This window comes from Streptosporangium oxazolinicum (assembly GCF_039537505.1).
Classification (GTDB): Bacteria; Actinomycetota; Actinomycetes; order Streptosporangiales; family Streptosporangiaceae; genus Streptosporangium; species Streptosporangium oxazolinicum.
In genome coordinates this window covers 507,032-529,056 of the sequence record NZ_BAABAQ010000003.1, presented here as the reverse complement: position 1 = coordinate 529,056, position 22,025 = coordinate 507,032, and the positions used below count along the sequence as shown (strand labels likewise).

The 22,025-nt window shown below is 70.8% G+C and carries 17 protein-coding genes; 7 read left to right on the top strand and 10 right to left on the bottom strand.

The window, feature by feature from the left end; all coding sequences use genetic code 11:
• Nucleotides 1-145: 145 nt before the first annotated feature.
• From ABD817_RS11840 to ABD817_RS11825, 4 genes are all read right to left on the bottom strand, one after another.
• Nucleotides 146-1,420, bottom strand: a complete 1,275-nt coding sequence (locus tag ABD817_RS11840) for a glycosyltransferase (RefSeq protein WP_344917869.1) — start codon at nucleotides 1,418-1,420, stop codon at nucleotides 146-148.
• Complete coding sequence (locus ABD817_RS11835) at nucleotides 1,417-3,633, bottom strand: glycoside hydrolase domain-containing protein (RefSeq protein WP_344918104.1); 2,217 nt, start codon at nucleotides 3,631-3,633, stop codon at nucleotides 1,417-1,419. Before ABD817_RS11835 ends, ABD817_RS11840 begins: the two co-directional genes overlap by 4 nt.
• A 93-nt stretch (nucleotides 3,634-3,726) precedes the next feature.
• Nucleotides 3,727-4,626 carry a maleylpyruvate isomerase family mycothiol-dependent enzyme gene (locus ABD817_RS11830; RefSeq protein WP_344917868.1) on the bottom strand — a complete coding sequence of 300 codons (900 nt, stop codon included), beginning with the start codon at nucleotides 4,624-4,626 and terminating at the stop codon, nucleotides 3,727-3,729.
• Nucleotides 4,627-4,758: 132 nt separating this feature from the next.
• Nucleotides 4,759-5,526, bottom strand: coding sequence for a response regulator transcription factor (locus ABD817_RS11825; protein ID WP_344917867.1), 768 nt, complete (start codon nucleotides 5,524-5,526; stop codon nucleotides 4,759-4,761).
• A gap of 102 nt (nucleotides 5,527-5,628) precedes the next feature.
• Between ABD817_RS11825 and ABD817_RS11820 the strand changes: the two genes are divergently transcribed.
• Complete coding sequence (locus tag ABD817_RS11820; protein ID WP_344917866.1) at nucleotides 5,629-6,069, top strand: DUF6294 family protein; 441 nt, start codon at nucleotides 5,629-5,631, stop codon at nucleotides 6,067-6,069.
• A gap of 115 nt (nucleotides 6,070-6,184) precedes the next feature.
• Here the strand turns inward: ABD817_RS11820 and ABD817_RS11815 are convergent, their stop codons facing one another.
• A complete protein-coding gene (locus tag ABD817_RS11815; protein ID WP_344917865.1) occupies nucleotides 6,185-7,039 on the bottom strand; it encodes a hypothetical protein in 855 nt (284 codons plus the stop codon).
• 340 nt (nucleotides 7,040-7,379) lie between these two features.
• Entirely contained in the window at nucleotides 7,380-8,234 is an 855-nt protein-coding gene (locus ABD817_RS11810; RefSeq protein WP_344917864.1) for a helix-turn-helix domain-containing protein, read from the bottom strand.
• Between the two features lie 166 nt (nucleotides 8,235-8,400).
• On the opposite strand from ABD817_RS11810, the gene ABD817_RS11805 reads away from it, so the two are divergent.
• Complete coding sequence (locus ABD817_RS11805) at nucleotides 8,401-9,006, top strand: NADPH-dependent FMN reductase (protein ID WP_344917863.1); 606 nt, start codon at nucleotides 8,401-8,403, stop codon at nucleotides 9,004-9,006.
• A gap of 110 nt (nucleotides 9,007-9,116) precedes the next feature.
• Here the strand turns inward: ABD817_RS11805 and erm are convergent, their stop codons facing one another.
• From erm to ABD817_RS11790, 3 genes are all read right to left on the bottom strand, one after another.
• On the bottom strand, nucleotides 9,117-9,809 hold the full coding sequence (gene erm / locus ABD817_RS11800) for an ErmE/ErmH/ErmO/ErmR family 23S rRNA (adenine(2058)-N(6))-methyltransferase (protein WP_425583327.1): 693 nt from the start codon (nucleotides 9,807-9,809) through the stop codon (nucleotides 9,117-9,119).
• Nucleotides 9,810-10,238: 429 nt separating this feature from the next.
• Entirely contained in the window at nucleotides 10,239-10,919 is a 681-nt protein-coding gene (locus ABD817_RS11795; RefSeq protein WP_344917861.1) for a GAP family protein, read from the bottom strand.
• A 265-nt stretch (nucleotides 10,920-11,184) separates the two neighbouring features.
• Complete coding sequence (locus tag ABD817_RS11790; RefSeq protein WP_344917860.1) at nucleotides 11,185-12,510, bottom strand: GH1 family beta-glucosidase; 1,326 nt, start codon at nucleotides 12,508-12,510, stop codon at nucleotides 11,185-11,187.
• Between the two features lie 68 nt (nucleotides 12,511-12,578).
• On the opposite strand from ABD817_RS11790, the gene ABD817_RS11785 reads away from it, so the two are divergent.
• The 3 genes from ABD817_RS11785 (at nucleotide 12,579) to ABD817_RS11775 (ending at nucleotide 15,918) form a co-directional block, all read left to right on the top strand.
• Nucleotides 12,579-13,235: a TetR/AcrR family transcriptional regulator gene (locus ABD817_RS11785; RefSeq protein WP_344917859.1), complete on the top strand. Its 657-nt coding sequence runs from the start codon at nucleotides 12,579-12,581 to the stop codon at nucleotides 13,233-13,235.
• A gap of 494 nt (nucleotides 13,236-13,729) precedes the next feature.
• Entirely contained in the window at nucleotides 13,730-14,092 is a 363-nt protein-coding gene (locus ABD817_RS11780; protein ID WP_344917858.1) for a MerR family transcriptional regulator, read from the top strand.
• Between the two features lie 353 nt (nucleotides 14,093-14,445).
• Nucleotides 14,446-15,918: a peptidoglycan D,D-transpeptidase FtsI family protein gene (locus ABD817_RS11775; protein WP_344917857.1), complete on the top strand. Its 1,473-nt coding sequence runs from the start codon at nucleotides 14,446-14,448 to the stop codon at nucleotides 15,916-15,918.
• Nucleotides 15,919-16,096: 178 nt separating this feature from the next.
• On the opposite strand, the gene ABD817_RS11770 is transcribed toward ABD817_RS11775, so the two are convergent.
• Nucleotides 16,097-17,974 carry an ABC transporter ATP-binding protein gene (locus ABD817_RS11770; RefSeq protein WP_344917856.1) on the bottom strand — a complete coding sequence of 626 codons (1,878 nt, stop codon included), beginning with the start codon at nucleotides 17,972-17,974 and terminating at the stop codon, nucleotides 16,097-16,099.
• 177 nt (nucleotides 17,975-18,151) lie between these two features.
• Here ABD817_RS11770 and ABD817_RS11765 point away from each other — a divergent pair, with 177 nt between their 5' ends.
• Both ABD817_RS11765 and ABD817_RS11760 read left to right on the top strand, forming a co-directional pair.
• Nucleotides 18,152-20,659, top strand: a complete 2,508-nt coding sequence (locus tag ABD817_RS11765; protein WP_344917855.1) for a tetratricopeptide repeat protein — start codon at nucleotides 18,152-18,154, stop codon at nucleotides 20,657-20,659.
• Between the two features lie 522 nt (nucleotides 20,660-21,181).
• Complete coding sequence (locus ABD817_RS11760) at nucleotides 21,182-21,958, top strand: AMP-binding protein (RefSeq protein ID WP_344917854.1); 777 nt, start codon at nucleotides 21,182-21,184, stop codon at nucleotides 21,956-21,958.
• Nucleotides 21,959-22,025 lie beyond the last annotated feature (67 nt).

The following is a 22,025-nucleotide window of genomic DNA, read 5'->3' as shown; positions in this document are numbered from 1 at the left end:
ACTTGATCGTCTCCGGAACGAGGCGGGCCCGGAACCAAACGGGTCGTGAACAGTTAGGAATATCGGTCAAAGACCGTTTTCTTCCGGCACCCGATGTCCTGCCGCGGGGGCGGTCACCAAGGTGCCGCCGGGGGCGTGCCTGGGGTCAGTGGGCCTCGGCGGCGAGTTCCCTTCGTGGGAACAGGCCGTCGAACACCGCGGTGCGGTCGAACGCCATCGCGCGGGCGCGGGCGCGGCGTTCCAGGTCCTGCCGTTCTGCGGCGGACATGTCCAGGACCACCCGGTCCACGGCCGCGGCCAGGCCGTCGACGTCCCTGGGCTCGACGATGACGGCGGTGTCGCCGACCGCCTCCAGGGTCCCGCCCGTCATGGTGGTGATGATCGGCCCACCACCGGCCAGCATCTTCTCGGCCAGGGCGATGCCGAACGTCTCGACGAAGTCGGGTTCGGGCTTGGTCGGCAGGGCGTAGGCGGCACAGCCGCGCATGAGCAGCGGTTTCTCGTGGTCGTCGACGTCGGTGAGGACCACCACCCGGTCGTCCTCCTTGGCCAGCGCCTGGATCTCCTCCAGCGCGGGCCCGGTGCCGACGACGACCAGCTTCACCTGTGACCGGCAGCGCATCCGGCCGTAGGCGGCGAGCAGGTCGTGGACGCCCTTGGCCCGGGTCACCCGGGACAGGAACAGGATGTACCCCTCACGCTCCAGGCCGCGTCCCGCGAGCGCGGCGTCCACCCGCGCCGGATCCAGGTCGAGAAAGGCGCCGGCGTCGATCGGCGGGTAGCTGACGGTCACGCGGCGACGGCACTGCTCGGCGAACCCGGTGCCGCAGTGGGCGTCCACCTGCTCAGCGGAGGCGATGATCTCCTCCCGGGTGTACTCGGAGACCGCGACGACCTCGTCGTTGGCGAGGAACGTGGTGAACAGCACGGTCGCCGCGCCGAACCGGCCCTCCCGCAGGCACGACCGGATCACGTTCGTCACGTCGGAACCGACCGCCTTCACGACGGTGTGCACGTCGGGCGCGAACCCGGCCGCGCGCGCGGCCGTGACCGCGTCCATCACCACCGAGGCGTGCGGGACGATGTACATGGACAGGCAGGTCGTGGGCACCGGTTCGGCGAGCAGCTCGACGAGGCGGCCGGTGAGGCCGGCCTGGTAACGCCCGTCCGGCACCCGGTAGTCCCCGACCGCCTCCGGACGCTCCACGGTGATCCCGGGGCTGTACGGCAGCAGCCGGTCGAGCGGTTTGAGCGGCAGCCCGGCCGCCTGCAGCGCCGGAATCGGCCAGGTCAGCAGCCGTACGTCGTCGAACCCACGGGTCAGCGCCACCTCGGCGAGGTTACGGGCCTCGCCGGAGTGGCCGCAGATGACCGGGTCGGCCCTGACGACGATGACGAGACGGCGACGGGGGGTGATCATCGTGCTTCCTCCGGTCTGGCGGGCGGATCGGAAAGGGAGGGAGGGCGGACCTTCCGGCCCCACCCCGACGGCTCCGGGCCCAGCCGCAGGTGCAACACCCCGCCCCGGTGCACGGTGGCGGCGCTCAGGTGCGTCGTGTGCAGCGGCCTGCCGTTGAGGGTCGCCGACTGGACGTACTGCGCCGGTGGGTCGCGCTCGGCGCCGTCGACGCCGATCGGCGTCTCGCGGTGCCCGCTGGTCTCGATGACGAACTCGCCGCCGCCGGTCCTGAGCACGGCCCCGGCGAACGCGGGCGCGTTGACCAGGAACAGGTTCTGCCCGGCGATCGGGAACAGCCCCAGCGACGCCCAGACGTACCAGGAGCTCAGGCCGCCGGAGTCGTCGTTACCGGGCAGCCCGCCGGGTCCGGTGCCGAACTGCCAGGTCAGCGCCGCCTGGACCACCTGGGCCGTACGGTCGGGCCGTCCCGCGTAGTGGTACGCCCACGGCGCTTCCATGTCGGGCTCGTTGTTCAGCCCCTCGAACCGGTTCAGGGCGTATCCGGCCGCCATCTCCGCCAGCGGGGGACGCCGGCCGGGCTGCGTCACCGGTGCGGCGTCGAAGCCGAAGAACCTGTCCAGCATGTCGGTGAAGGCCCGGTCGCCACCGGCCAGGGCGATCCTCGCGGCCATGTCGTGCAGCAGGCGGAACGAGTAGTTCCACTTGCCGCCCTCGTAGAACTCCGAGTCGCGCAGCAGCCCCGTGCCCGGGTCGAAGGCGTTGGACCACTGGCGGCTCCGGGCCTCCAGGTCGTCGGCGAGGCGCCGGTCGTTCAGCGCGCGGGCCACCTTCGCCGCGCAGTGGTGGCCGTAGGCGAGGTCGAGGGTGTGGGTGATCGGGTGCACCACCCCGTACTCGAAGAACTCCTCGCCGTACATGCGACGCAGGTCGTCGACCATGTGCACGAGCGCCCAGTTCCAGTCCAGCCCCGCCCGGCCGAGCGCGTGGGCGTCCGCCAGCGCGGTGTGCACGAGCGCGCTCCCCTGGCGGTAGAACCGGTCGGCGCCGCGGGCCATCCGGTACCCGATGGGGAAGTTGCCCTCCTCCTCGCAGACCCGGATCAGCGACTCCAGCAGGTCCTCGGCCCGGTCGGGGACGATGGCCGCGAGCAGCGGAAGCTGCGTCTTGTAGATGTCCCACATGGTGCACACGTCGAACGCGAACGGCCCGGAGGTCGGCCAGAACGGGCTCTCGTCGTCGGCGAAGCACGGCTTGATCAGCGAGTGGTAGAGCGCCGTCGCGAACACGGTACGGCGGGCCGGGGTGCCGCCCTCGACCTGGACCCGGCCGAGGTGGTCGCCCCAGCGGGCCCGGGTCCCGGAGCGGACCGTGTCGAACGCCGGACGCGCGCTCCCGCACTCGCGTTCCAGGTTCTCGCGCGCCTGGTCGCACCCGCGCAGCGAGAACCCCAGCCGCACCTCGACGGTCTGTCCCGGTTCGGTGGGGCCCATGAAGAGCATGCCGAAAGGCCGCAGCGTGGTGTGCCGGATGCTGTCGAAGTCGAGGCGGGTGCCGCCGTCGATGAGCCGCCGGTCGTACCAGAGCATCTGCCGCCATCCCGGGCTGTCGGCCTCCAGGTACACCGACAGCGGGACGCCCTCCATCGCCACCGTGCCCTGGGCGCGGCCGTGGCCCATGCTCTCCACCTGCGCCCGCAACGGCACGGTACGGCCGTGCTCGATGGCCAGGCCGCCGCAGGACAGGTCGACCACCACGCGAGCGCTGCTGTGCGCGGGGAAGGTGTAGCGGTGCACGGCGACCTTGGTGCCCACGGTGAGCTCGCAGCGGACCCCGGTGCCCAGGGTGGCCGCGTAGTAACCCGCCTCCGCGACCTCGTCGCGCAGCGACCAGGACTCTCCCAGCGCGTCCAGCGGCTGGAGCATCGGGGTGACCCGGACGTAGTTGTAGTACTTGCGGATCGCGCCGGTGCCGGACTGCTGGAAATGGGTGAACCCGGACGCCTGCAGCCGCTCGAACATCTCCTCGGGCACGCCCTCGGTGTTCTTCGTGTAGCGCCCGTACCCGGTGGGGTACGCGCCGGAGTAGGCGCAGGCCGACACCATGCCCAGCGGCGACGTGGCACCCGGGTGGGTATTGCCCACCTGCGGTTTCGGCCACCACCAGGTAGCGGCCAGACCGTGTGCCCGGGGCAGGTCGGTGGCCGCGATGCCGATGAAGGGATCAACGTTGTCGAGGATGGCGGGACTCTACCCACCCTCGGTATCGCCGTAGGTTTCGGTGAGGTGAAATCCTTCCTCTATGTGAGCTCAGCCCTCGGCGGCCCGGCGGTGCGGGATGTCCTCGGGACGGGCGGGCCGCATGACGGCGGACAGCTTCGAGAGACCTTCGACGGTGGCGTTCGAGACCCCGACGATCTCGGCGAGGGAGGGGCCGCGCCCGGAGATGCTCTCCACAACCGCCTCGAACGGTCCGTTGAGGTGCGCGGGCGAGGCGCTTCCGACGGCCGTCACACTCACCTCACCCCGGTGCTCCGAGATCTCGTACACGCCGTCGGGGCTGCCCGCGAGATGGAGGGACACCCGGGGGAGCTCGCCGAACAGCGCGGCGACACCTCCGGCGAGCAGCAGGCTGTAGAGGGTGATGAGACGCTGGACGGTGACATCCGGCGGGTCGTCCAGCCGAAGGGTCCGCGACATGTCGCGCTCGTGCAGCCAGGCGTCCCACAGCACGTGCAGAGACCGCACCGACCACAGATTCTCGCGGCCCGCGACGCTGCGTTCCAGGGTGGCGCCGCCCTCCTCGATGCGGGCACCGAGGCTGTCGCGCTCGTCCTCCATCACCCTCAGGAACGCCTCGACCGTCTGCTCCGGCGACTGCCCGGCGGAGTCCTGAAGCCACAGGCCGGGAGTCGATGCGGGATCGAATGCCCCGAACCTGGCGAAACGGCTGTGCTCCGACCGGTTGGTGAGGTGGGCGACGTGATATTCCGCCACATCGACGAGGTGGCGGACGACTTCGTGAACGGACCACCGCGGACAGTGCGTCGGAGCCGCCCAGTCGGACGGCGTGAGCTCGGCGAGACGGCCGGCGAGCTTCTTACGCTGTGCGTACAGCGCTTTGTGCAGTGCCTCCGGGCCGCAACTCAAGCCCGTCCTCTCGGTCAGTGTCAGCCGGCTCGAATCAACGGTCACAAAGACTCCGCTCATTTCCTCGGGGGTGCGCGCAGAATACCCGACCGGATTTGCGCCTGTCGAGGATCTTCGTGGCCATCCGCTCGTCGAACGGGTCGTCCGCGAAATTCCGCTGAATCGCCCTCCTGCCACTATTGAGTCACGTTCTTATTCCCCGTGGATGCGCGGGTGCGCGGGGGACTCCGGGTCTTTCCCCGCCCGGCAGGCGTTCAGCCAGAGGACCGCCTGGATGTGGCTGTTCACCCCCAGCTTGCGATAGATCACCTCAAGATGTTTGTCCAGGGTTCTGATGGAGATCTTCAGTCGTCGCGCCGCGACCTGGCGGGTGAGTCCCTCGGCGATGAGTTCGAGAACCTGTTCCTCGCGCGGCGTCAGACGGCTCCGCGCGGCGGGGGATCGTGACAGGCGTGCCTTGTGGTCCATGGCGATCAGCAGGGGATGGAGCCTCTCGACGAACTCGCGTTCCTGTTTCGTGAACGTTCCCTCCTCCCTGCCCAGCGCGAACGCCCGCATGGTGCCCGGAGGGGAGAGCAGGGGGACCGCCAGGTGATCGTAGAAACCGGTGACGACGTGGATGTCGGAACCGGTCGCCGAGGAGCGCCAGCGTCCGAGGCTCATCAGATCGGTGATGGCGAGCGGCCTGCGGTCGGCGGTCCGCACGTAGTGCCGGATGAGCGGGTGGCGTTCCATGTTGCGGCGGGTGGCGTCGGTCATCGTGGCGGTCGGCAGGCGGGTCCTGGGCCACCCCAGCCCCGTGACCCCCTCCCGGCCGACCTCGGAGAAGGTGGCCGTGGGGCATTCGAGCACCTGCTGGAGCAATTCGGCGATCCAGCCGTAGTCGATCTCGGCGGGACTCATGGCCACCAACTCCACCGCCAGGTCGAGCACCCGGTCATATCTGTTCTTGGAAAGCATCGGACCCCCTGCGGCTCTACGTACTTCCGCGTATACCGCGACACGCGACGCATGCCAACAATTTCGTGGAAGAACGTCCGGCGAAAAGAAAGGGAAAGTCTCATGCGTGATATTCGCAGGTCGGTGGGCGCGGTCGCGGCCACCCTGGCCCTCGCCCTCGGACCGGCGCTCCCGGCCACGGGGACGGCTCACGCGCTCTCCTCCAGGACCTTCACCTGGAACAAGGTGATGAGGGCGGGCGACTGCACGATGTTCGAGGGCGCGCGGTGGACGCTGTACTCGGACGGCACGGCGACCTTCGACGGCACGGTCACCAGCGGCGACGACAACGACGCCTGGCTGATGTGGGCGTATCTCAAGGACGCCGACAACGCCGTCCTCGGCACGCTGACCAACTACCGCGTCCAGGACCCCACCGACAGGAACAAGTTCGTCAAGAACCTGCCCAGCGAGACCCAGCGGTACCGGTGGTTCGCCTCCGGCCGGTTCGACGCCCGCAAGTTCCCGCTCATCCGGCGCATGTCGCTGGGCAAGCACTGCTGAACCGGACACCGGCGTGGTCGGCCACTCCCTCGGCGGGGGCGTGGCCGACCCTCGTACCGTTCCGCCAACGACGGCCTCCCGGCCTGGACCACCGGGCCGGAGTGGAGGGGACGCGCTAGTCGAAGAACTGCCAGATGCTGAACCTGCGTACGTAGAGGGGGGTGGAGTCACGGCCGAGCACCCGGATCCGCCTGATGCGGGTCTCCTTGTTCATCGTGACCTTCACGCACGTCAGGCACGCCTCGTGGAATCCCGGCAGAGCGTAGTAGGAGATGGACGCGGCGCGGTGCCCCAACCCCCGGTCGGAGAGTCCCAGCCCCACCTCCCGGTAGATGCGTCTCGACCCCTTCAGGTTGAACGCGGTGGAACCGATGAGCGCGTGGTTCGACTTCGGAGGGCAGTGCGCGAAGATCCGGACATGGCTCGCCTGACGGGGCCACAGGGGGCGGATACGGAGCGACGGCACCTTTTTCAGCCACGGGGGGATGGTGTTCCTGCCGCCCATCGGAGGCACCGAAACCGAGTGGTTGGTCTTGGTCTTGGAGGTAACGGTCGAGGTCGCGCTCGCACTCGCGCTCACAGTCGCGGTGGCGCTGGCACTGGGACTGGCATTGGCATTGGGGCTGGCGAGGGAGGTCGGGGTAGGGGTGGCCACGGCGAGGGGGGCAGGGGAGGGGGTGACCTTGGCGTTGGCCGTGGCGACAGGCGCGGGAGCGGCCTTGACGCTCGCCGTGGGGACGGGGATGGCTTTGGCGGCGGGGGTGGTGGCGGGGACGGCCTTGGGACGGGCTTTGGCGGCGGGGGTGGCTTTGGCGCGGGCTTTAGGAGCGGGGGTGGCTTTGGCGCGGGCCGTGGCGGCAGGCGCGGGAGGGGGCGGGGCGACCGACGCGACCGGCTCGGCTGGCGCGACCGGGGCGCTCGGGGCCGCCATGAGACTGGTGGCCACTCCGATTCGTATGGCGAGACGCATACGCTCCTCCTGCCGGACGCTCGGGGCGCTGTACGGTCGTCACGTGGCGTGACGTGGGTGTCGGTGGAGGGGGATCCGCCGGGGACGACCCGGATGAGGACATCGCGTGTGCGTTCTGACCAGGCTGATCGTCTCGATTATGTCGGCTGTGGTGCGCAACGGGGGGAGCCACGCTGATACGAACGCGATCGTGGCCGTCCGCGGGGTATGGGTCCCTGTCCCCCGCGCCGCGACAGGGAAGGCGGAAGGTTCGCGCGAGAGGGCGGCCCCGGGCCTGTCGCGACCTGCCGTGGGAGGGGCTCGTATCACCCGGGCCGCGCCGGTGGGCGACGCGTCCCCGTCAGCCGGACACCGCGCGCAGCGCGCCCGGACGACGGCCGGAGAGGCGGTCGAGCGCGGCGGAGGTGGCGTCGTCGGCGGGGAGATGGACGATGAGGCGCAGGTCGTCGTCGGCGGGCAGGTCGAGGGTTTCGTACGCCAGGCGCAGCTCACCCGTGCCGGGGTGGAACAGCCGCGTGACGCCGCTGGACGCCGGGAGGCCGGGCAGGGTGTCCACGCGTCCGGTGAAAGCCGCCCCGGCGGTGACGGTCAGCTCGTGGGCGAGCATCGCGATGTGCCGGTCCGCCAGGAACGGCCCCTGCTTGAGAGTGGCGACCTGTTCGTCGGCGACACGATCCCAGTCGAGATAGGCGATCCGTGCCCGCTCGTCGGCGAACACGAAGCGGGCGAGGTTGGGCGGGCTGCCGTCCAGCAGGCCGATCGGTCTCGCCAGCCGCTCGTACCCGGCGGTCCAGGCGAGGATCTCGCTCAGCCGGTTGAGCAGCACGGCGGGGGCGGGCTCCAGCCGGTCGAGCAGCGCCCGTACGGTGGGACGCACCGCGCGGGAGGGCGTCGCGTCGCCCATGCAGTTGAAGCCGCCGCCGGCCCCCTTGCTGAGCCGGTGCAGGTGGATGCGTTCGCTCGCGGTCAGCCGTAGCGCCCCGGCCAGCGCGGCGAGCACGGGCGCCGACGGGTGGCGGTCGCGCCCCTGCTCCAGCCGGGTCAGGTACTCGACGCTGACTCCGGCGAGCGTGGCCAGCTCGGCCCTGCGCAGGCCCGGTGTGCGGCGGCGAGGGCCGGTGGGCAGTCCCACGTCGGCGGGTGTGACGGCCTCACGGCGGATGCGCAGGAACATGCCCAGCTCGTTGTCACTCACGTTTCGAACGTAACAGTCGTGGCCGCCGGGGTCATGGCCCTGCCACTACCAGTCTTGGCCCGGTCTTCCTGGTCTCCGCCCCGCCCGGCAGGTTGGGGGACGTGACCTTCACGGTCACCTGGAATCTGGAACCTCGAATCCCGAACCTCGCGCAGGGAGCACAACCATGCCCAGTGAGACCCTCAACCTCGCGGTGATCATCGGTAGCGTCAGGGAGGGGCGGTTCGGCCCGGTGGTCGCGAACTGGTTCACCGAGCGGGCCCGGCGGGACAGCCGGTTCACGGTGGATCTCATCGACCTGGCGGACACGCCCCTGCCGCTCGAACTGCCGTCCCTGCCACCGGCGCTCGAACCCAATATGGCCCGTCCCGCGGAGATGGCGGACCTCACCCGGCGGATCGAGGCGGCCGACGCGATCGTCGTGGTGACACCGGAGTACAACCGCAGCTTCCCGGCCTCGCTGAAGGCCGTCATCGACTGGCACTACACCGAGTGGGAGACCAAGGCGATCGGCTTCGTCGGCTACAGCGGGGCGAGCGGCGGACTCCTGGCGGTGGAGCAGCTGCGCCAGGTCTTCGGCGAGTTGTACGCCCACACGGTCCGCAACTACGTCAGCTTCCCCCGGTACTACGAGCTGTTCGCTCCCGACGGCGCTCTCAAGGATCCCGAGGGCCCCGACGGAGCCGCGAAGGCGATGCTCGACGAGCTCCTCTGGTGGGGTTCGATCCTCCACGACGCCCGCCGTGACCGTCCGTACGCCACCCGGGGGTAGGGCCCGTCAGAAAACCCGTTTGCCGTGGCCGCGCGCCGGGTTGGCGGGTGACCGGCTGGAGATGGGAGCCCGGGTCCGGCCGGCGGGGCGGGCCGGACCCGGGTGTCCATTCAGTGGAGGAGGTCGAAGAGCGTCAGCCACCGGTCGGGATGGACGAACGCCACCACGGCGTCACGGTCCACCCGCGTCTCCGCGAACGCGGCGTCGACCCGGTGGGGCGCGTACCGCATCCGCAGTGAGGCGTGCAGCGAACCGCCCAGCCCGGTGAAGCCGTACTCGACGAACTCCCGCCAGGCCGCGTCCCGGCCGCCGGGCAGCAGCGGGACGGGACGCGACTCGATCCGCAGGATCGCGGAGTCGACGGCGGGCACCGGCCGGAAGCTCGCGCGGCCGACGCGTCCGGCCAGCTCCCAGGAGTGGCCGGGCCAGGTCAGCACGGTCAGTTTGCTCCAGCGGCCGTAGTCACCGGAACGCTTGCGCGCGTACTCCAGCTGGGTGAGCAGGGTCGCCGAGGTGAGCGCGGGCGCGCGCAGACACCAGTCGACGATCCTTGAGGTGATCGAGTACGGGATGTTCCCGGCGACCGCGAACGGCTCGCGCGGGACCCGCGCGGTCAGGAAGTCACCCCTGACCACCTCGATCCTGTCGTCGTCGCGGGTGCGGGCGGCGAGCTTGCCCGCGTGCAGCGGGTCGATCTCGTACGCCACGACCCTGGCGCAGTTGTCCGCGAGGGCGAGGGTGAGGGCACCCTCGCCCGCGCCCGGCTCCAGGAGCAGCTCGTGCGACCCGGCCGCCCCGGCCATCTGCCGGACGGCGTGCGGATCGACGAGGAAATTCTGCGAGAGAGCGCGCCTGGTCCGGTCGCGGTCACTGCGGCCACCGCCGTTCCTGACCTTTCTCTGGGTGTGTGAATGGTTTCCGTGCGCGAAGGAGTGCGCCACAGCTTTCGCCCTTTCGGGTCCGAGGTGAAAGAAGGTCTCGGAGGCCCTGGGCGCGCGTCGGGACGCGTGGAAAAGGGAAGAGAGGTGAGCGTCCCTAGCGGGCCGGAGGCCGGCTGTGGCGGGGACGGATCACATAGCCGAACATGTCGCCGGCGAAGTACATGTACATGGCCCTATACGGTACGGCCCGTCTCGTTACCTCGCAACGGGTTTTCCATCGGCTCCGATCGGGCGATGCGACCGTGTCGGCTGGTGCCGGAGAAGCTCGAAGTGTGCCGGAGGACGCCGGGTTCAGGTCGTGAACAGACGACCCGCCGCGTCGTAGGCGACGAGGAAGCCGACGATGCCCAGGGTCCAGCCGATCGTGGAGGCCGAGTGCCTGCGCATCCAGGTGCGCAGCCGTTCCAGCTTCGGGTCCAGCCAGCCTCCGGCGACGGTCTTGACACCGAGCAGCACGAGCGACGGCAGGATCATCACGACCACGTAGGCCGCGAGCAGCGGCACCCACTGGGCGGTGGGCAGGCTCGCGCCGGTCATGAAACCGATCGCGCCGAGATAGGGGAGCATCGTCGCGACCTCCAGCAGGGCGGCGGTCAGCCCCAGGAGGACCATCGTCCCCGGCCCGCCGAGGCGGGGCTCCCAGCGACTCGGCCCGGCCTTCTCCCTCTGCCGCTTGGAGTCGAAACGGAAGCTGAGCAGGAACAGCCCCACACCGATCACCAGCTGGACCCAGTAGGCGGTGCGGCTGTACAGGGCCTCCTCGAAGGCGTCGAGTGCCGCGGCCAGCCCGAGCATCAGCGCGACGCCGACGGCGAAGTAGAAGGTGGCGACCGTGGTGAGGTAGACCAGCAGGCGGCCGGTCGGCGACCGGTCCGAGGCGAGCAGCAGGTAGGCGGGAATGCCGAGGGTCCCGAAGCTCGTGCTGTCGACGAGCGCCAGGGCTCCCAGGGTCAGTACCAGTTCGGTGGTCAACGTCGCTCTCCGTCGGTGACGCCCGGGGCGCGACGGCCCCGCGTACCCCGCGCGGTCCGCGCGGCCGGTGCCGCATGCGGCACCGGGTCGTGCTTGGGGGCGGGTACGGGGGTGCTCGGCCGGGTTCCGGTTCTCCTCACCTCCGATCATGTGATGCCGGACCCCGGGTGACCTCCTGCGTGACGCCGAAGCCGCCGTACATCTTTCGGACTACGGCGGCCGTTCCACGGCGCGGCCGGGCGCGGCGGGGAGTTCCGCCGTGCCGTCACGGTGGGAAGGGCGTGCCGGTCCGGCTCCGCGAGATGCGCTCGCGCAGCCAGTGGTAGGAGGCCTTCGGGGTGCGCGTACCGGTGGGGAAGTCGACGTGCACGAGCCCGAAGCGCTGGCTGAAGCCCTCGGCCCACTCGAAGTTGTCCAGCAGGGACCAGACGTAGTAGCCGCGCACGTCCACCCCCTCGGCCCGCGCCCGCTCGACGGCCCCGATGTGGCCGTCGAGGAAGGCGATCCTGTCCTGGTCGTCCACCGTCCCGCCGGTGCCGGGCTCGTCGGGCTGGGAGCAGCCGTTCTCGGTGACGTAGACCGGCGGGAGGGCGTCGCCGTAGCGGTTCCTGAGGCCGGAGAGGAGCTCGCGCAGGCCGTCGGGGACGACGGGCCAGCCGAAGGCGGTGACGGGGTAGCCGGTGACGCCCGCGTCCTCGAAGGGAAGTCCCTCACCGGTGGGCGCGGCGATCCGGGTGGGGTTGTAGTAGTTGATCCCGAGGCCGTCGAGGGGCGTGCCGATCAGGTCCAGGTCGCCGTCACGGACGCAGTCGAGGCTCACCCCGTACGCGGACAGGTCGGGATAGGCGCCGAAGAGTACGGGGTCGTTGAACAGGCGGTTGTGCAGGATGTCGTAGGCGTCGGCGGCGGCCAGGTCGGCGGGATCGGGGGAGGCGGGCCAGACCGGGGTGCAGTTGTTGGTGATCAGGACCTTCTCCGCGCCGCGCGCCCTGAGCTCCCGTACGGCCAGACCGTGTCCGAGCAGCTGGTGGTGGGCGGCCGGGAGCGCGTCCAGGATCAGGGTCCTGCCGGGGGCGTGGGTGCCCAGGGCGTAGCCGAAGACCATGTGGATGAAGGGTTCGTTCAGGGTGATCCACAGGGGGATCCGGTCGGCGAGCCTGTCGGCCACGGCCACCGCGTACTCGGCGAACCGGTGGGCGGTGTCGCGGTTCAGCCAGCCGCCCTCGTCCTCCAGGGGCTGGGGCAGGTCCCAGTGGAAGAGCGTGGCGGCGGGGACGATCTCCCTCTCGTGGAGCGCGTCGGTCAGCCGGTCGTAGAAGTCGAGGCCCGCCCGGTTGATCGCGCCCTTCCCGTCGGGCTGGACGCGCGGCCAGGCGATGGAGAAGCGGTAGGAGTTCACCCCGAGGTCGGACATCAGCGCGAGGTCCTCCGGCCAGCGGTGGTAGTGGTCGCAGGCTACGTCGCCGGTGTCGCCGTCGCGGACGCGGCCGGGCTCGCGGGTGAAGGTGTCCCAGATCGAGGTGCCCCGCCCGTCCTCGGCGACGGCGCCCTCGATCTGGTAGGACGCGGTCGCCGTGCCCCACAGGAACATCCCGGCCTCCAAATAGCGTGAGTCTTGCTCATGTTAATCCCCTGCTGGTCGTGGGGGATGATGGGGAGATGACGAACGTCTCCGGGGGAACGCTTCGCCGCCGACCCGCTCAGCGCCGCAGCCTGGAACGGGTGGAGCGCATGCTGGACGAGTGCGCGCGGCTGTTGGACGAGGTCGGCTACGAGGCGCTGACCACCAAGGAGGTCGCGCGCCGCGCGGAGGTGCCGATCGGCACTTTCTACCAGTTCTTCCCCGACAAACAGGGGCTTGTGCGCGCGCTGGCGATCCGCAATCTGGAGGCGTTCCTCGGCCGGATCACGGCCAGGCTCTCCGAGGTGCGGCTGTCGGAGTGGACGGAGATGGTCGACCTCACGATCGACGAGTTCGTCGCGATGAAGCGGTCCACACCGGGGTTCGCGGTCGTCGACTTCGGGGGAGTGTTCGCCACGCCCGGCGGTCCCATCCTCAAGGGGACCGACCGCATGCTCGACGCCGCGCTGGAGAACAACGCCATCGTGGCCGACCGGCTCCGCACCATCGTCGTCGAGGTGCTCGGCGCCCCGATCGGGCCCGAGCTGGACCGGGTGCTCTTCGTCGCGGTCGAGGCCGCCGACGCGGTGCTCAAGCTCGCCTTCCGCTCCCTGCCCGACGGGGACCCCGAGCTGATCGCCGAGTGCAAGCACCTGGTCCGCCGCTACCTGTCGGCGCACCTGCCCCAGGAATGACGGTCCCGCCGGCCCGCCGGCGGGACCGGCCATCATCGGCGATCGCCAGCGGTGAGCGCCGTCAGCGGGCGGCGTCCAGGCGGGCGCGCTGCTCGCCGTCGAGTTTGAGGTCCAGGGCGCCCAGGGCGAGGGGAATGTGTGTCATGGACACCACCCTGGACGCTGGAGTGGACTCCAGGGCAAGTGGGGCCGCCCGGTACGCGGCACGCGCGGCCCGGCCGACACCCTCCGGGGCGGCGACGGTCGTGGTCGCGGGGTCCGGAGGAGGGCACGGTGCCGACAACCTGATCGGGGAAATCATTTGTGATGGCCGTGAGGGCATCGATAGGCTTGTAGGGGTTCGTCTGTCTGATTCCTCTCAGGTGGATGTGCCAAGGCTCTGAGCTGGTGTGGCGCACCGGATCGGGGCCGTTTTCGGTTGTGCCGACTCGCCGGTGGCGGCAGGTCGGCAGGGGCGACTCTCGGTTAGGCGGTCATTGATGGGGCCCACGGGCGTGAGTGTCTACACACCGGGACAGGTGGTGGAGGAGACCGGCTTCAGCCTCGACACGCTTCGTTACTACGAGCGGATCGGGTTGCTCGAGTCGATCGGCCGCAACGCCGCCGGGCAGCGCCGGTTCACCCAGGAGGACATCGGCTGGCTCGGCATGGTCCGCTGCCTGCGCGACACCGGCATGCCGATCGCGGAGATGCTTCGCTTCGCCGAGATGACCAGGGCGGGTGACCACACGGTCCGCGACCGCATCGCGCTGCTCGAAGCCCACGACCGGCGGGTGCAGGAGCAGGTCGAGAACCTGCGCGAGAAGCAGGTGGCGATCCGGAACAAGATCGGTTACTACCGCTCGGTGGTCGACTAGAGATCGCGCGGCCCGCGTCGCGGGAGACCGGGAACCGCGTGACGCGCGCCGCCCGTGTCGGCGGGAGATCGGGGACCGCGCCGCCCGTGTCGCGGGAGGCTGAGAGCCGCGCCGCCCGCCTCGCCCGCGCCGTCCGTGTTCGGTGTCGGTGTCGGTGTCGGTGGGAGAACGGGAGCCGGGTGACTCGCGCCGTCTGTGTCGGCGGGCCGGATGACCGCGCGGCTCGTGCCTGCCGTGAGCCCTGAGGCTTATGGCCGTTCAGAAGCCGTACGACGGCTTTGCCCCTGGTCGAGGTGCCCTTTTCGGTCCGGCTGTTAAACCGGTATTCGGGGTCGGGTGTCCGGGGAGGGGTCATGGTCGCACCACGCGCGCGCCGGATCAACATTCCGCTGCGCCACGTCGCCCTGATGTGCGGGGGGATGCTGTTCGCCCTTCTCGCCAACGTGACCTACCTCCAGGCGCTGGACTCCGAGCGCCTCAACGAGGACCCGCGCAACCAGCGGACGATGATCGCGCGCTTCGAGAGTCCCCGGGGCAGGATCCTGCTCCGCGACGGCACCGTCATCGCGACCAGCCGCAAGGCCAGGAACGCCACCTACCGATACCGGAGGATCTATCCCGGAGGCCCGCTCTACGCCGCGATCACCGGGCACTTCTCGCTCTACGGCACCGGCACCGGCGGTGTCGAGCAGGCCGAGGAGGCCCTGCTGTCCGGGAACGACCCCCGGGTGAAGGTGCGCGGGCTGGTCGACGGCACCCGCGGCGGCGCCACACTCAGGCTCACCGTCGACCGCGGCGCCCAGCGGGCCGCCTACGACGGGTTGCGCGCCACGGGAAAGCCCGGCGCCGTCGTCGCGATCGATCCCCGCACCGGCGCGATCCTCGCCATGGTCTCCCTGCCCTCGTACGACCCGAACCTCTACACGAGCTTCGACGCGGCCGGCCTCGACAGGGTGGACAAGCGGCTGCGGGGCGACCCCGCGGACCCGCTGCTGAACCGGGCGATCCAGCGGAACTACCCGCCGGGATCCACCTTCAAAATCGTCACCAGTGCGGCGGCGCTCGACTCCGGGCGCTACGACCTCGACACCCGTGTCAGCGCCCCGAAGTCCTTCCGCCTTCCCGGCACCGGCACCTACCTGCGCAACTCCGGTGGCGCCGCCTGCGGTGGCGGTGCCCTTCCGCTGCTCCAGGCGTTCAGGCTCTCGTGCAACACCCCCTTCGCGAAGATCGGGGTCGACCTCGGCCATGACGCGCTGCGCGAGCGGGCCGAAGCCTTCGGATTCGACACCGACGACCTGGAGGTGCCCATGCCGGTGGCCAGGAGCGTCTATCCGCCCGTGCTGGACGACGCGCAGACCGCGATGTCGGCGCTGGGCCAGTTCGACGTCCGGGCCACCCCGCTCATGATCGCGATGATCGCGGCGGCGGTGGCCAACGACGGCTCGCTGATGCGCCCCCACCTCGTGGACGAGGTCAGCCTCGTCGACGGCACGGTGATCGACGTGACCGAGCCCTCGCCGTACCGCCGCGCGCTCGGCGCCGAGGAGGCCGAACGGCTCACGGAGATGATGATCGCCGTCACCGGGAGGGGAGGGACCGGCACCGCCGCGGCCGTCCGGGGGGTGAAGGTCGCGGGGAAGACCGGTACCGCGGAGAACGCCGTTCAGGGCGAGGACCACGCCGTCTTCGGCGGCTTCGCCCCGGCGGCCTCCCCCCGGATCGCCGTCGGGGTCCTGGTCGAGGGCGGCGGGCCGGGCGGGCGGGTGGCGGCCCCCATCGCCAGGGCCGTCATCGAGGCCTTCCTGGGCGGCCAGGCCGAGTAGCCCCCGGCCCGGAGGCGGCATCGGGCCGGAAGGTTCTCGCTCGGAGGTGGTGTCGGGTCGGGGAGACCCTGGTCCTGGACGGCGTCGGGCCGGAGAGGTTTCTCGCCCGGAGGCGATGTCCGGCAGGGAAGGTTCTCGCCCGGAGATGACGGAGGCCGTCGTCGGGGCATCCCGGCGGTCAGGTGGAGTAGGCCCTGGCCTGGAGGCCGTAGAGGTCGGCGTAGAGGCCGTCGAGACCCATGAGCTCGTCGTGGGTGCCGTGCTCGACGACCTCGCCGTGGTCGAGGACGTAGATCCGGTCGGCGTAGCGGACGCTCGCCAGCCGGTGGGTGATCAGCAGCACGGTACGCCCGTCGGCGTGCCGCCGGATGCGTTCGAACAGGGCGTGCTCGGCGCGGGCGTCCAGGGCCGCGGTGGGCTCGTCGCAGATCAGCAGCGGGGCGTCCCGGTGGAAACCGCGGGCCACCGCGATCCGCTGCCACTGGCCGCCGGACAGCTCGTGGCCGTCCTTGAAACGCCGGTCGAGCAGGGTGCTGTAGCCGTGCGGCAACTCGGCCACCACCTGGTCGGCACCCGCGACCTCGGCCGCGGCGACGAGCGCGGGCTCTCCCTTGTCGGTGCCCATGCTGATGTTGTGGCGGGCGGTCAGCGGCCAGCGCGTGTGGTCCTGGGCGATGACGGCGATGCGGTTTCTCAGCGTGTCGGGGTCGACGTCCGCCAGGTCCGTGTCGTCCCAGCTCACCCGGCCGCTGTCCGGTTCGTACAGCCCGGACAGGATCTTGGCCAGCGTGGTCTTGCCCGAGCCGTTCTCCCCGACGAGAGCGACCACCTCGCCCCTGCCGATGGTCACCGTGAGTCCCTGGAGGGCCGGGACGGCGGAGCCCGGATAGGTGAAGACGACGTTCTCGGCGGTGATCCGCTCGAAGCCCTCCGGCGCCTCTGCCGGGCGCCCGGCGGGGAGCCTGCTCTCGGCCTCGGCGCAGAAGTCGAGGAAGTCGGTGAAGTACAGGCCCTCCTCGTAGAGGCGGTTCGTGGCGTACATCAGGTTGGCCAGATAGGTCTGGCCCGAGCGGATCGCCAGCACGGCGGTGCCCGCGACCGCCAGGGGGACCGCGCCCATCGCCAGCAGCACGCCCAGGGCGACGTAGACCAGGGCCGTGCCGACGCCGCCCAGCGCCTCGCCCACGATCCGCGCGAACATCTGCCGCCGCGCCAGGCCGAGCAGGACGTTCTGCTCGGCCGTGGCCACCACGTCGTACATCCGCATCAGGAAGCCGCGCATGGTGAACGAGCGCACCTCCGCGGCCGGGTCGCGCTCCGCCAGTAGCGTAGAAATGATCCACTTGTGGCGGTTCGCCGGAATCAGGGCGTACATGGTCGTGTAGCGCATCCGGGCCGAGCGGACCGCCGCCCACGCGTCGGGCAGCACCGCCAGTACCAGCAGCGGCAGCAGGATCGGATGGAGCACCCCCAGCACGCCCGCCGCGGCGACGATGCCGATGATCGCGGTCAGCGTGTTGATGGCCGTGCCCACCACCTCGTCCGCCATGGAGACCCCGCGCGCCCTGGCCCGCTGGAGCGCGTCGTGGAAGTCGGGGTCGTCGAAGGCCGCGAGGCCGACCCGGCTGGTCAGCCCGTACAGGCGTTCCTCGGCGATCCGGCCGACCTGGGGTTCCAGCCGCGACTGGGCCCAGCCCGCGCCCGCCTGCGTGAGGGTACGCAGGGTCGCGGCCACCCCCACCATGATCAGGCTGGGCAGGGCGGCCCGCACCCGTTCGGGGGTCGGTCCCGCCTCGAACAGCGCCGACAGCACCCCGGTCGTGGCGAGCAGCCCGAACGCGGTGAACACCCCGCTCAGCAGGCTCAGGGTGATCGCGACGGCGGTGTCGCGGGGACTGGCCAGCCACGCCAGCCTGATGGCCTGCGACACCAGCGCCGGAAGCCTGCGGGCGATGGTCAGGAAGCCGACCTTCGTCATCTTGTCGGTGTGCGCATACCACTCGGAGAGGCTGAGCTCGCCGAGTTCGGGGGCCGCGGCGGCGGGGGAGTCCGTCATGGGAGCAGTGTGAGTCGCCGTATCGGCGATGGCCATCGGATGGCCATCGGATGGCCGTGGGGGGTCACGGCGGGGCAGGGTAATCCCATAGGCCGGAAAAGGCGTAAGACTGGGCATGGTTCGGTAATTGATGTCACACTTTCTGTGACGGTTCTGTCCGCTACCTGTTAAGAGCCGATGACCCAGGAGACCGCACACGCCTCCCTCACCGGAGGCAACCTCCCCCTCGAACCCAACGGCTTCGTGGGGCGTGAAGCCGACGTGGAAGAGCTCACCGACCTGCTGGGCGTCGCCCGGGTGGTGACGCTCTGCGGGGCGGGCGGCATCGGCAAGAGCAGGCTGGCGGTCCGGGTCGCGAGCCAGGTGGCGGGGGAGTTCCCCGGCGGTGTCTGGCTGGTCGAGCTGGCCGACGCGGTGCGCGGCGACCAGATCGAGCCCCGGGTGGCCGCCGTGCTCGGGGTCAAGGCCGAGCCGTCCCGCGCGCTGGCCGACACCCTGATCGACGCGCTCGGCGACCGGCGGCTCCTGCTGGTCATGGACAACTGCGAGTCGCTCATCGAGGAGTCCGCGAGGTTCTGCCGCGCCGTGCTCACCGTCTGCCCCGACGTGCGCGTCCTCACGACCAGCCGCGAGCCGCTCCGGGTGGCGGGGGAGACCGTGTGGCGGGTGCCGCCGCTCACCCTGCCCAGGAGTGGCGAGCACGACCTCGGCACCGGCGAGGCGGTGCGGCTCTTCCTGAACACCAGCGAGGCGGTGCGCCTGTTCGCCGAGCGCGCCGCCGCCGCCTCGCGGGCCTTCTCCGTCACCGAGCAGAACGCGGCCGACATCGCCGGGCTCTGCGAGGCGCTCGACGGGATGCCGCTCGCCATCGAGCTCGCCGCCGCCCTGTGCAGGGTGCTGACCGTGGAGCAGATCAACGCCAGGATCAGGGACAGGTTCCGGCTGCTGTCCGCGGGCGACAGGACGGCCCCGGCCAGGCAGCAGACGCTCAGGGCCACCGTCGACTGGAGCTACCAGCAGCTCAACGAGCCCGAGCGGATCCTCCTGCGCCGCCTGGCGGTCTTCACCGGCGGGTGGACGCTCGACATGGCCGAGCAGGTCTGCGCGGGCAACGCGCTGTGGGCGGAGGACGTCCTGGGGGTGCTCTGCGACCTGGTCGACAAGTCGCTCGTCCTCGCCGACGCCGAGGTGGCGGGCGAGACGCGCTACCGCATGCTGGAGACGATCCGCGAGTACGCCACCGAGCAGCTCGACGCCTCGGGGGAGGAGCCAGAGTTCCGGCGGCTGCACCGCGACCACATGATCGAGGTCGCCGCCCGGATCCACCAGACGATCGTCCGGCGCCCCCGCCCGACCTGGCCGGAGATCTGCCCGATGCTCGTCATGCTGGACGAGCTCCAGGCCAACGTGTGGGCGGCGGTGCGCTGGTCGGTCGAGTCGGCGGGCGATCCCGAGAGCGCGCTGCGCATCCTCGTCCTGCTGCGCTGGCCGATCATCGCCGGGGGGAGGTTCACCCCGGCCGACAAGTGGCTCGACCGCCTGCTCGACGCCGCCCCCGAGGAGCTGGCGCCGTGCGTACGCGGCGACGCCCTCGCGCTGCGCGGGCAGGTGGCCTTCGGGCAGGGCGACCCCGACACCGCGCAGATCGCCTGCACCGCCGCGGTCGACCTGTGCCGCGAGGCGGGCCTGTACGGGCCGCTCAGCGGCGCGCTGGCCATCCTCGCCTGGGTGGCCATCTACCAGCGGCGCCCCGAAAGGGCCAGGTCCCTGCTGGACGACGCGCTGGAGGCCGTACGCACGGTCGACGACCCCTGGCACGAGACGGTCATCCGCTCCATGGAGGGCACGTTCGCGCTGTCGGAGGGCAGGGCGAAGGAGTCACAGCGATCCTTCGAGGCCGCGCTGGCCATCGCCCACGAGCTCGACAACCACTGGGCCGCGCCGGTCGCCCTCATCGGCCTGGCCCAGGTCGCCTGGCTCCGCGGCGACCTGACCGAGGCCCGCGCCCACTACGAGCGTGCCCTCGACATGCTCCAGGACATCACCGCCCACTGGCAGGCCGTCACCTGCCTGTCGGGGCTGGGCCGGATCGCGCTGGCCCAGGGAGACCTCGTCACCGCGCGGGACAGGCTGACCGAGAGCCTGCGACTGTGCATCGGGACCGGCCAGCGGCTCGGCGTGGCCCGCCGCATCGAGACGCTCGCGCAGCTCGCGCTCGCCGAGGAGGACGACCGCCGGGCGGTACGCCTGGCCGGGGCGTCCGCCGCGATCAGGAACGCGATGAGCGACGCCGTGCTGCCGCCGCCCGGGTTCGGGGCGCGGATGGAGGAGCTGCTCCAGCCCGCCCGGGTGCGCCTCGGTGACGCGCTGGTCGCCCAGCTGTGGGCGCACGGCCAGGAGATGTCCCAGGAGCAGGCGGTCCGCTACGCGCTGCAGTTCGACGAGCCGTACGAGACGCCCATCCTCGGCAAGCATCCGGTCGTGGCCCCGCTGACCACGCTGACCTGCCGGGAGTGGGAGATCGCCGAGCTGATCGCCAGGGGGATGAGCAACAAGGCGATCGCCGACGACCTGGTGATCAGCCCCGCCACCGCGGCCCGGCACGTCGCCAACATCCTGGCCAAACTCGGCTTCTCCTCCCGCACCCAGGTGGCCACCTGGGTCATCGAGCAGAACCGCTCCTAGCCCGCCGGTCCGCAGGCCCGCGAGCTCACGTGTCTTGTCGGGCGCGTGTGAGTTCTACATACTCCGGGCTACACATTTGGGGTTGTGAAGATACATCTCGGGATACGCAGTCCGGAGCATGTGTCGTGCCCGCCGCGCGCCGTACGTTTTCCTGGTGTTCGACCGATGACGTCCAGCCTTCCGCACCGTGCCGGTCACAGTTCCGGTCCGGAACGGCAGGTCCACACCATCCCGGGCGTCTCGGTCGAGCACGCTGCGGACGTCGCGTGTCCCCGTTTGATGGCCGAGGTCTCCTCGGAGGGGTGGGGACCTGGGCCATGGGTCATGCGACAGCGGGCTCGAGTCGCGCAGGGCTCGGGCCCGCCCATCGCTTTTTCCGGCCCTTCTCCCGATTCCCGCCTGTCGCCGCGGCCCCGGAACCCGCGGATCGGGCGCCCGCCACGGGGCAGGGAATCGAATACACAGTCATCTACATACATCTGCGGATGCCCGCATGGATGGAACGGCCCTACCGTCGGCGGAATGAGACCCACCTCCCCGTCAACCAGCTGCACCCTCACCGAAGCGGTGTTCGGCTACGCACACGGTCGAGGTGATCGACCCGCACTCATCGACCTCGGTGCCGGGGTGGTGTACGGCTACCGTCGTCTGGCCGCGGAGGTGACGCGGGGAGCGTCGGGCCTGGTGAGACGGGGTGCCAGGCGGCGCCAGGTGGCCGGGATCCACGTGGACAGCGCGGTGGCCCAGACGCTGGCGGTGCACACCGTCATCGCGGCGGGCGGGGTGGCGGCGCCGATCACCTCCGGATGCGAGGAGATGGCCGATTTGCTGGCCGAGTGGGACGCGCGGCTGCTCATCACCACCCCGCGCCTGGCGGACGCGTCGTTGCGGGCCGTGGAGGACTCGCGGGTCCGGCAGGTGATCGCGTTCGGCCAGGCCCGTGACACCGTCGACTTCGCCGACCTGCTGCTCCTTGAGCCCGTCCCGCTGCCCTTCCTCGATCCGGCGGTGCAGCCCGCCCTCCTGATCGACGACGGGGGCGTGCTCACCCACCACGACCTGATCACGCGGATGAACACGCTCGACGAGGGCGTCGAGCTGGGCAAGTCCGACGTCCTCCTGGTGACCTGGCCCCTGAGGTGCAGCCTGGCGATGACGACGCTGATCGGGCTGGCGCTGATGCGCGGCTCCCTCGTCGTCGTGGCCCCCGGCCTCTCGCCCGCCGAGCTGTCGGCGACCATCCACGACTTCGGCGTCACCGTCGTGGCGCTGTCCGACGGGGCCATTCAGCGCGTCTGAGGCATCCGTTATGTCGATGTTTGTCGGTTAAGGCGTTTTCCATCGCCACGATGTCCCCTTCGGGTGG

Bases quoted from the DNA above. Each gene is read 5' to 3' on its own strand.
- ABD817_RS11820 (WP_344917866.1), top strand. From the start codon at position 5,629: ATGCGTGATATTCGCAGGTCGGTGGGCGCGGTCGCGGCCACCCTGGCC.
- ABD817_RS11785 (WP_344917859.1), top strand. From the start codon at position 12,579: ATGACGAACGTCTCCGGGGGAACGCTTCGCCGCCGACCCGCTCAGCGC.
- erm (WP_425583327.1), bottom strand. From the start codon at position 9,809: ATGGCCGGGGCGGCCGGGTCGCACGAGCTGCTCCTGGAGCCGGGCGCG.
- ABD817_RS11760 (WP_344917854.1), top strand. From the start codon at position 21,182: ATGAGACCCACCTCCCCGTCAACCAGCTGCACCCTCACCGAAGCGGTG.
- ABD817_RS11770 (WP_344917856.1), bottom strand. From the start codon at position 17,974: ATGACGGACTCCCCCGCCGCCGCGGCCCCCGAACTCGGCGAGCTCAGC.
- ABD817_RS11775 (WP_344917857.1), top strand. From the start codon at position 14,446: ATGGTCGCACCACGCGCGCGCCGGATCAACATTCCGCTGCGCCACGTC.
- ABD817_RS11790 (WP_344917860.1), bottom strand. From the start codon at position 12,510: ATGTTCCTGTGGGGCACGGCGACCGCGTCCTACCAGATCGAGGGCGCC.
- ABD817_RS11840 (WP_344917869.1), bottom strand. From the start codon at position 1,420: ATGATCACCCCCCGTCGCCGTCTCGTCATCGTCGTCAGGGCCGACCCG.
- ABD817_RS11805 (WP_344917863.1), top strand. From the start codon at position 8,401: ATGCCCAGTGAGACCCTCAACCTCGCGGTGATCATCGGTAGCGTCAGG.
- ABD817_RS11765 (WP_344917855.1), top strand. From the start codon at position 18,152: ATGACCCAGGAGACCGCACACGCCTCCCTCACCGGAGGCAACCTCCCC.
- ABD817_RS11825 (WP_344917867.1), bottom strand. From the start codon at position 5,526: ATGCTTTCCAAGAACAGATATGACCGGGTGCTCGACCTGGCGGTGGAG.
- ABD817_RS11815 (WP_344917865.1), bottom strand. From the start codon at position 7,039: ATGCGTCTCGCCATACGAATCGGAGTGGCCACCAGTCTCATGGCGGCC.
- ABD817_RS11830 (WP_344917868.1), bottom strand. From the start codon at position 4,626: ATGAGCGGAGTCTTTGTGACCGTTGATTCGAGCCGGCTGACACTGACC.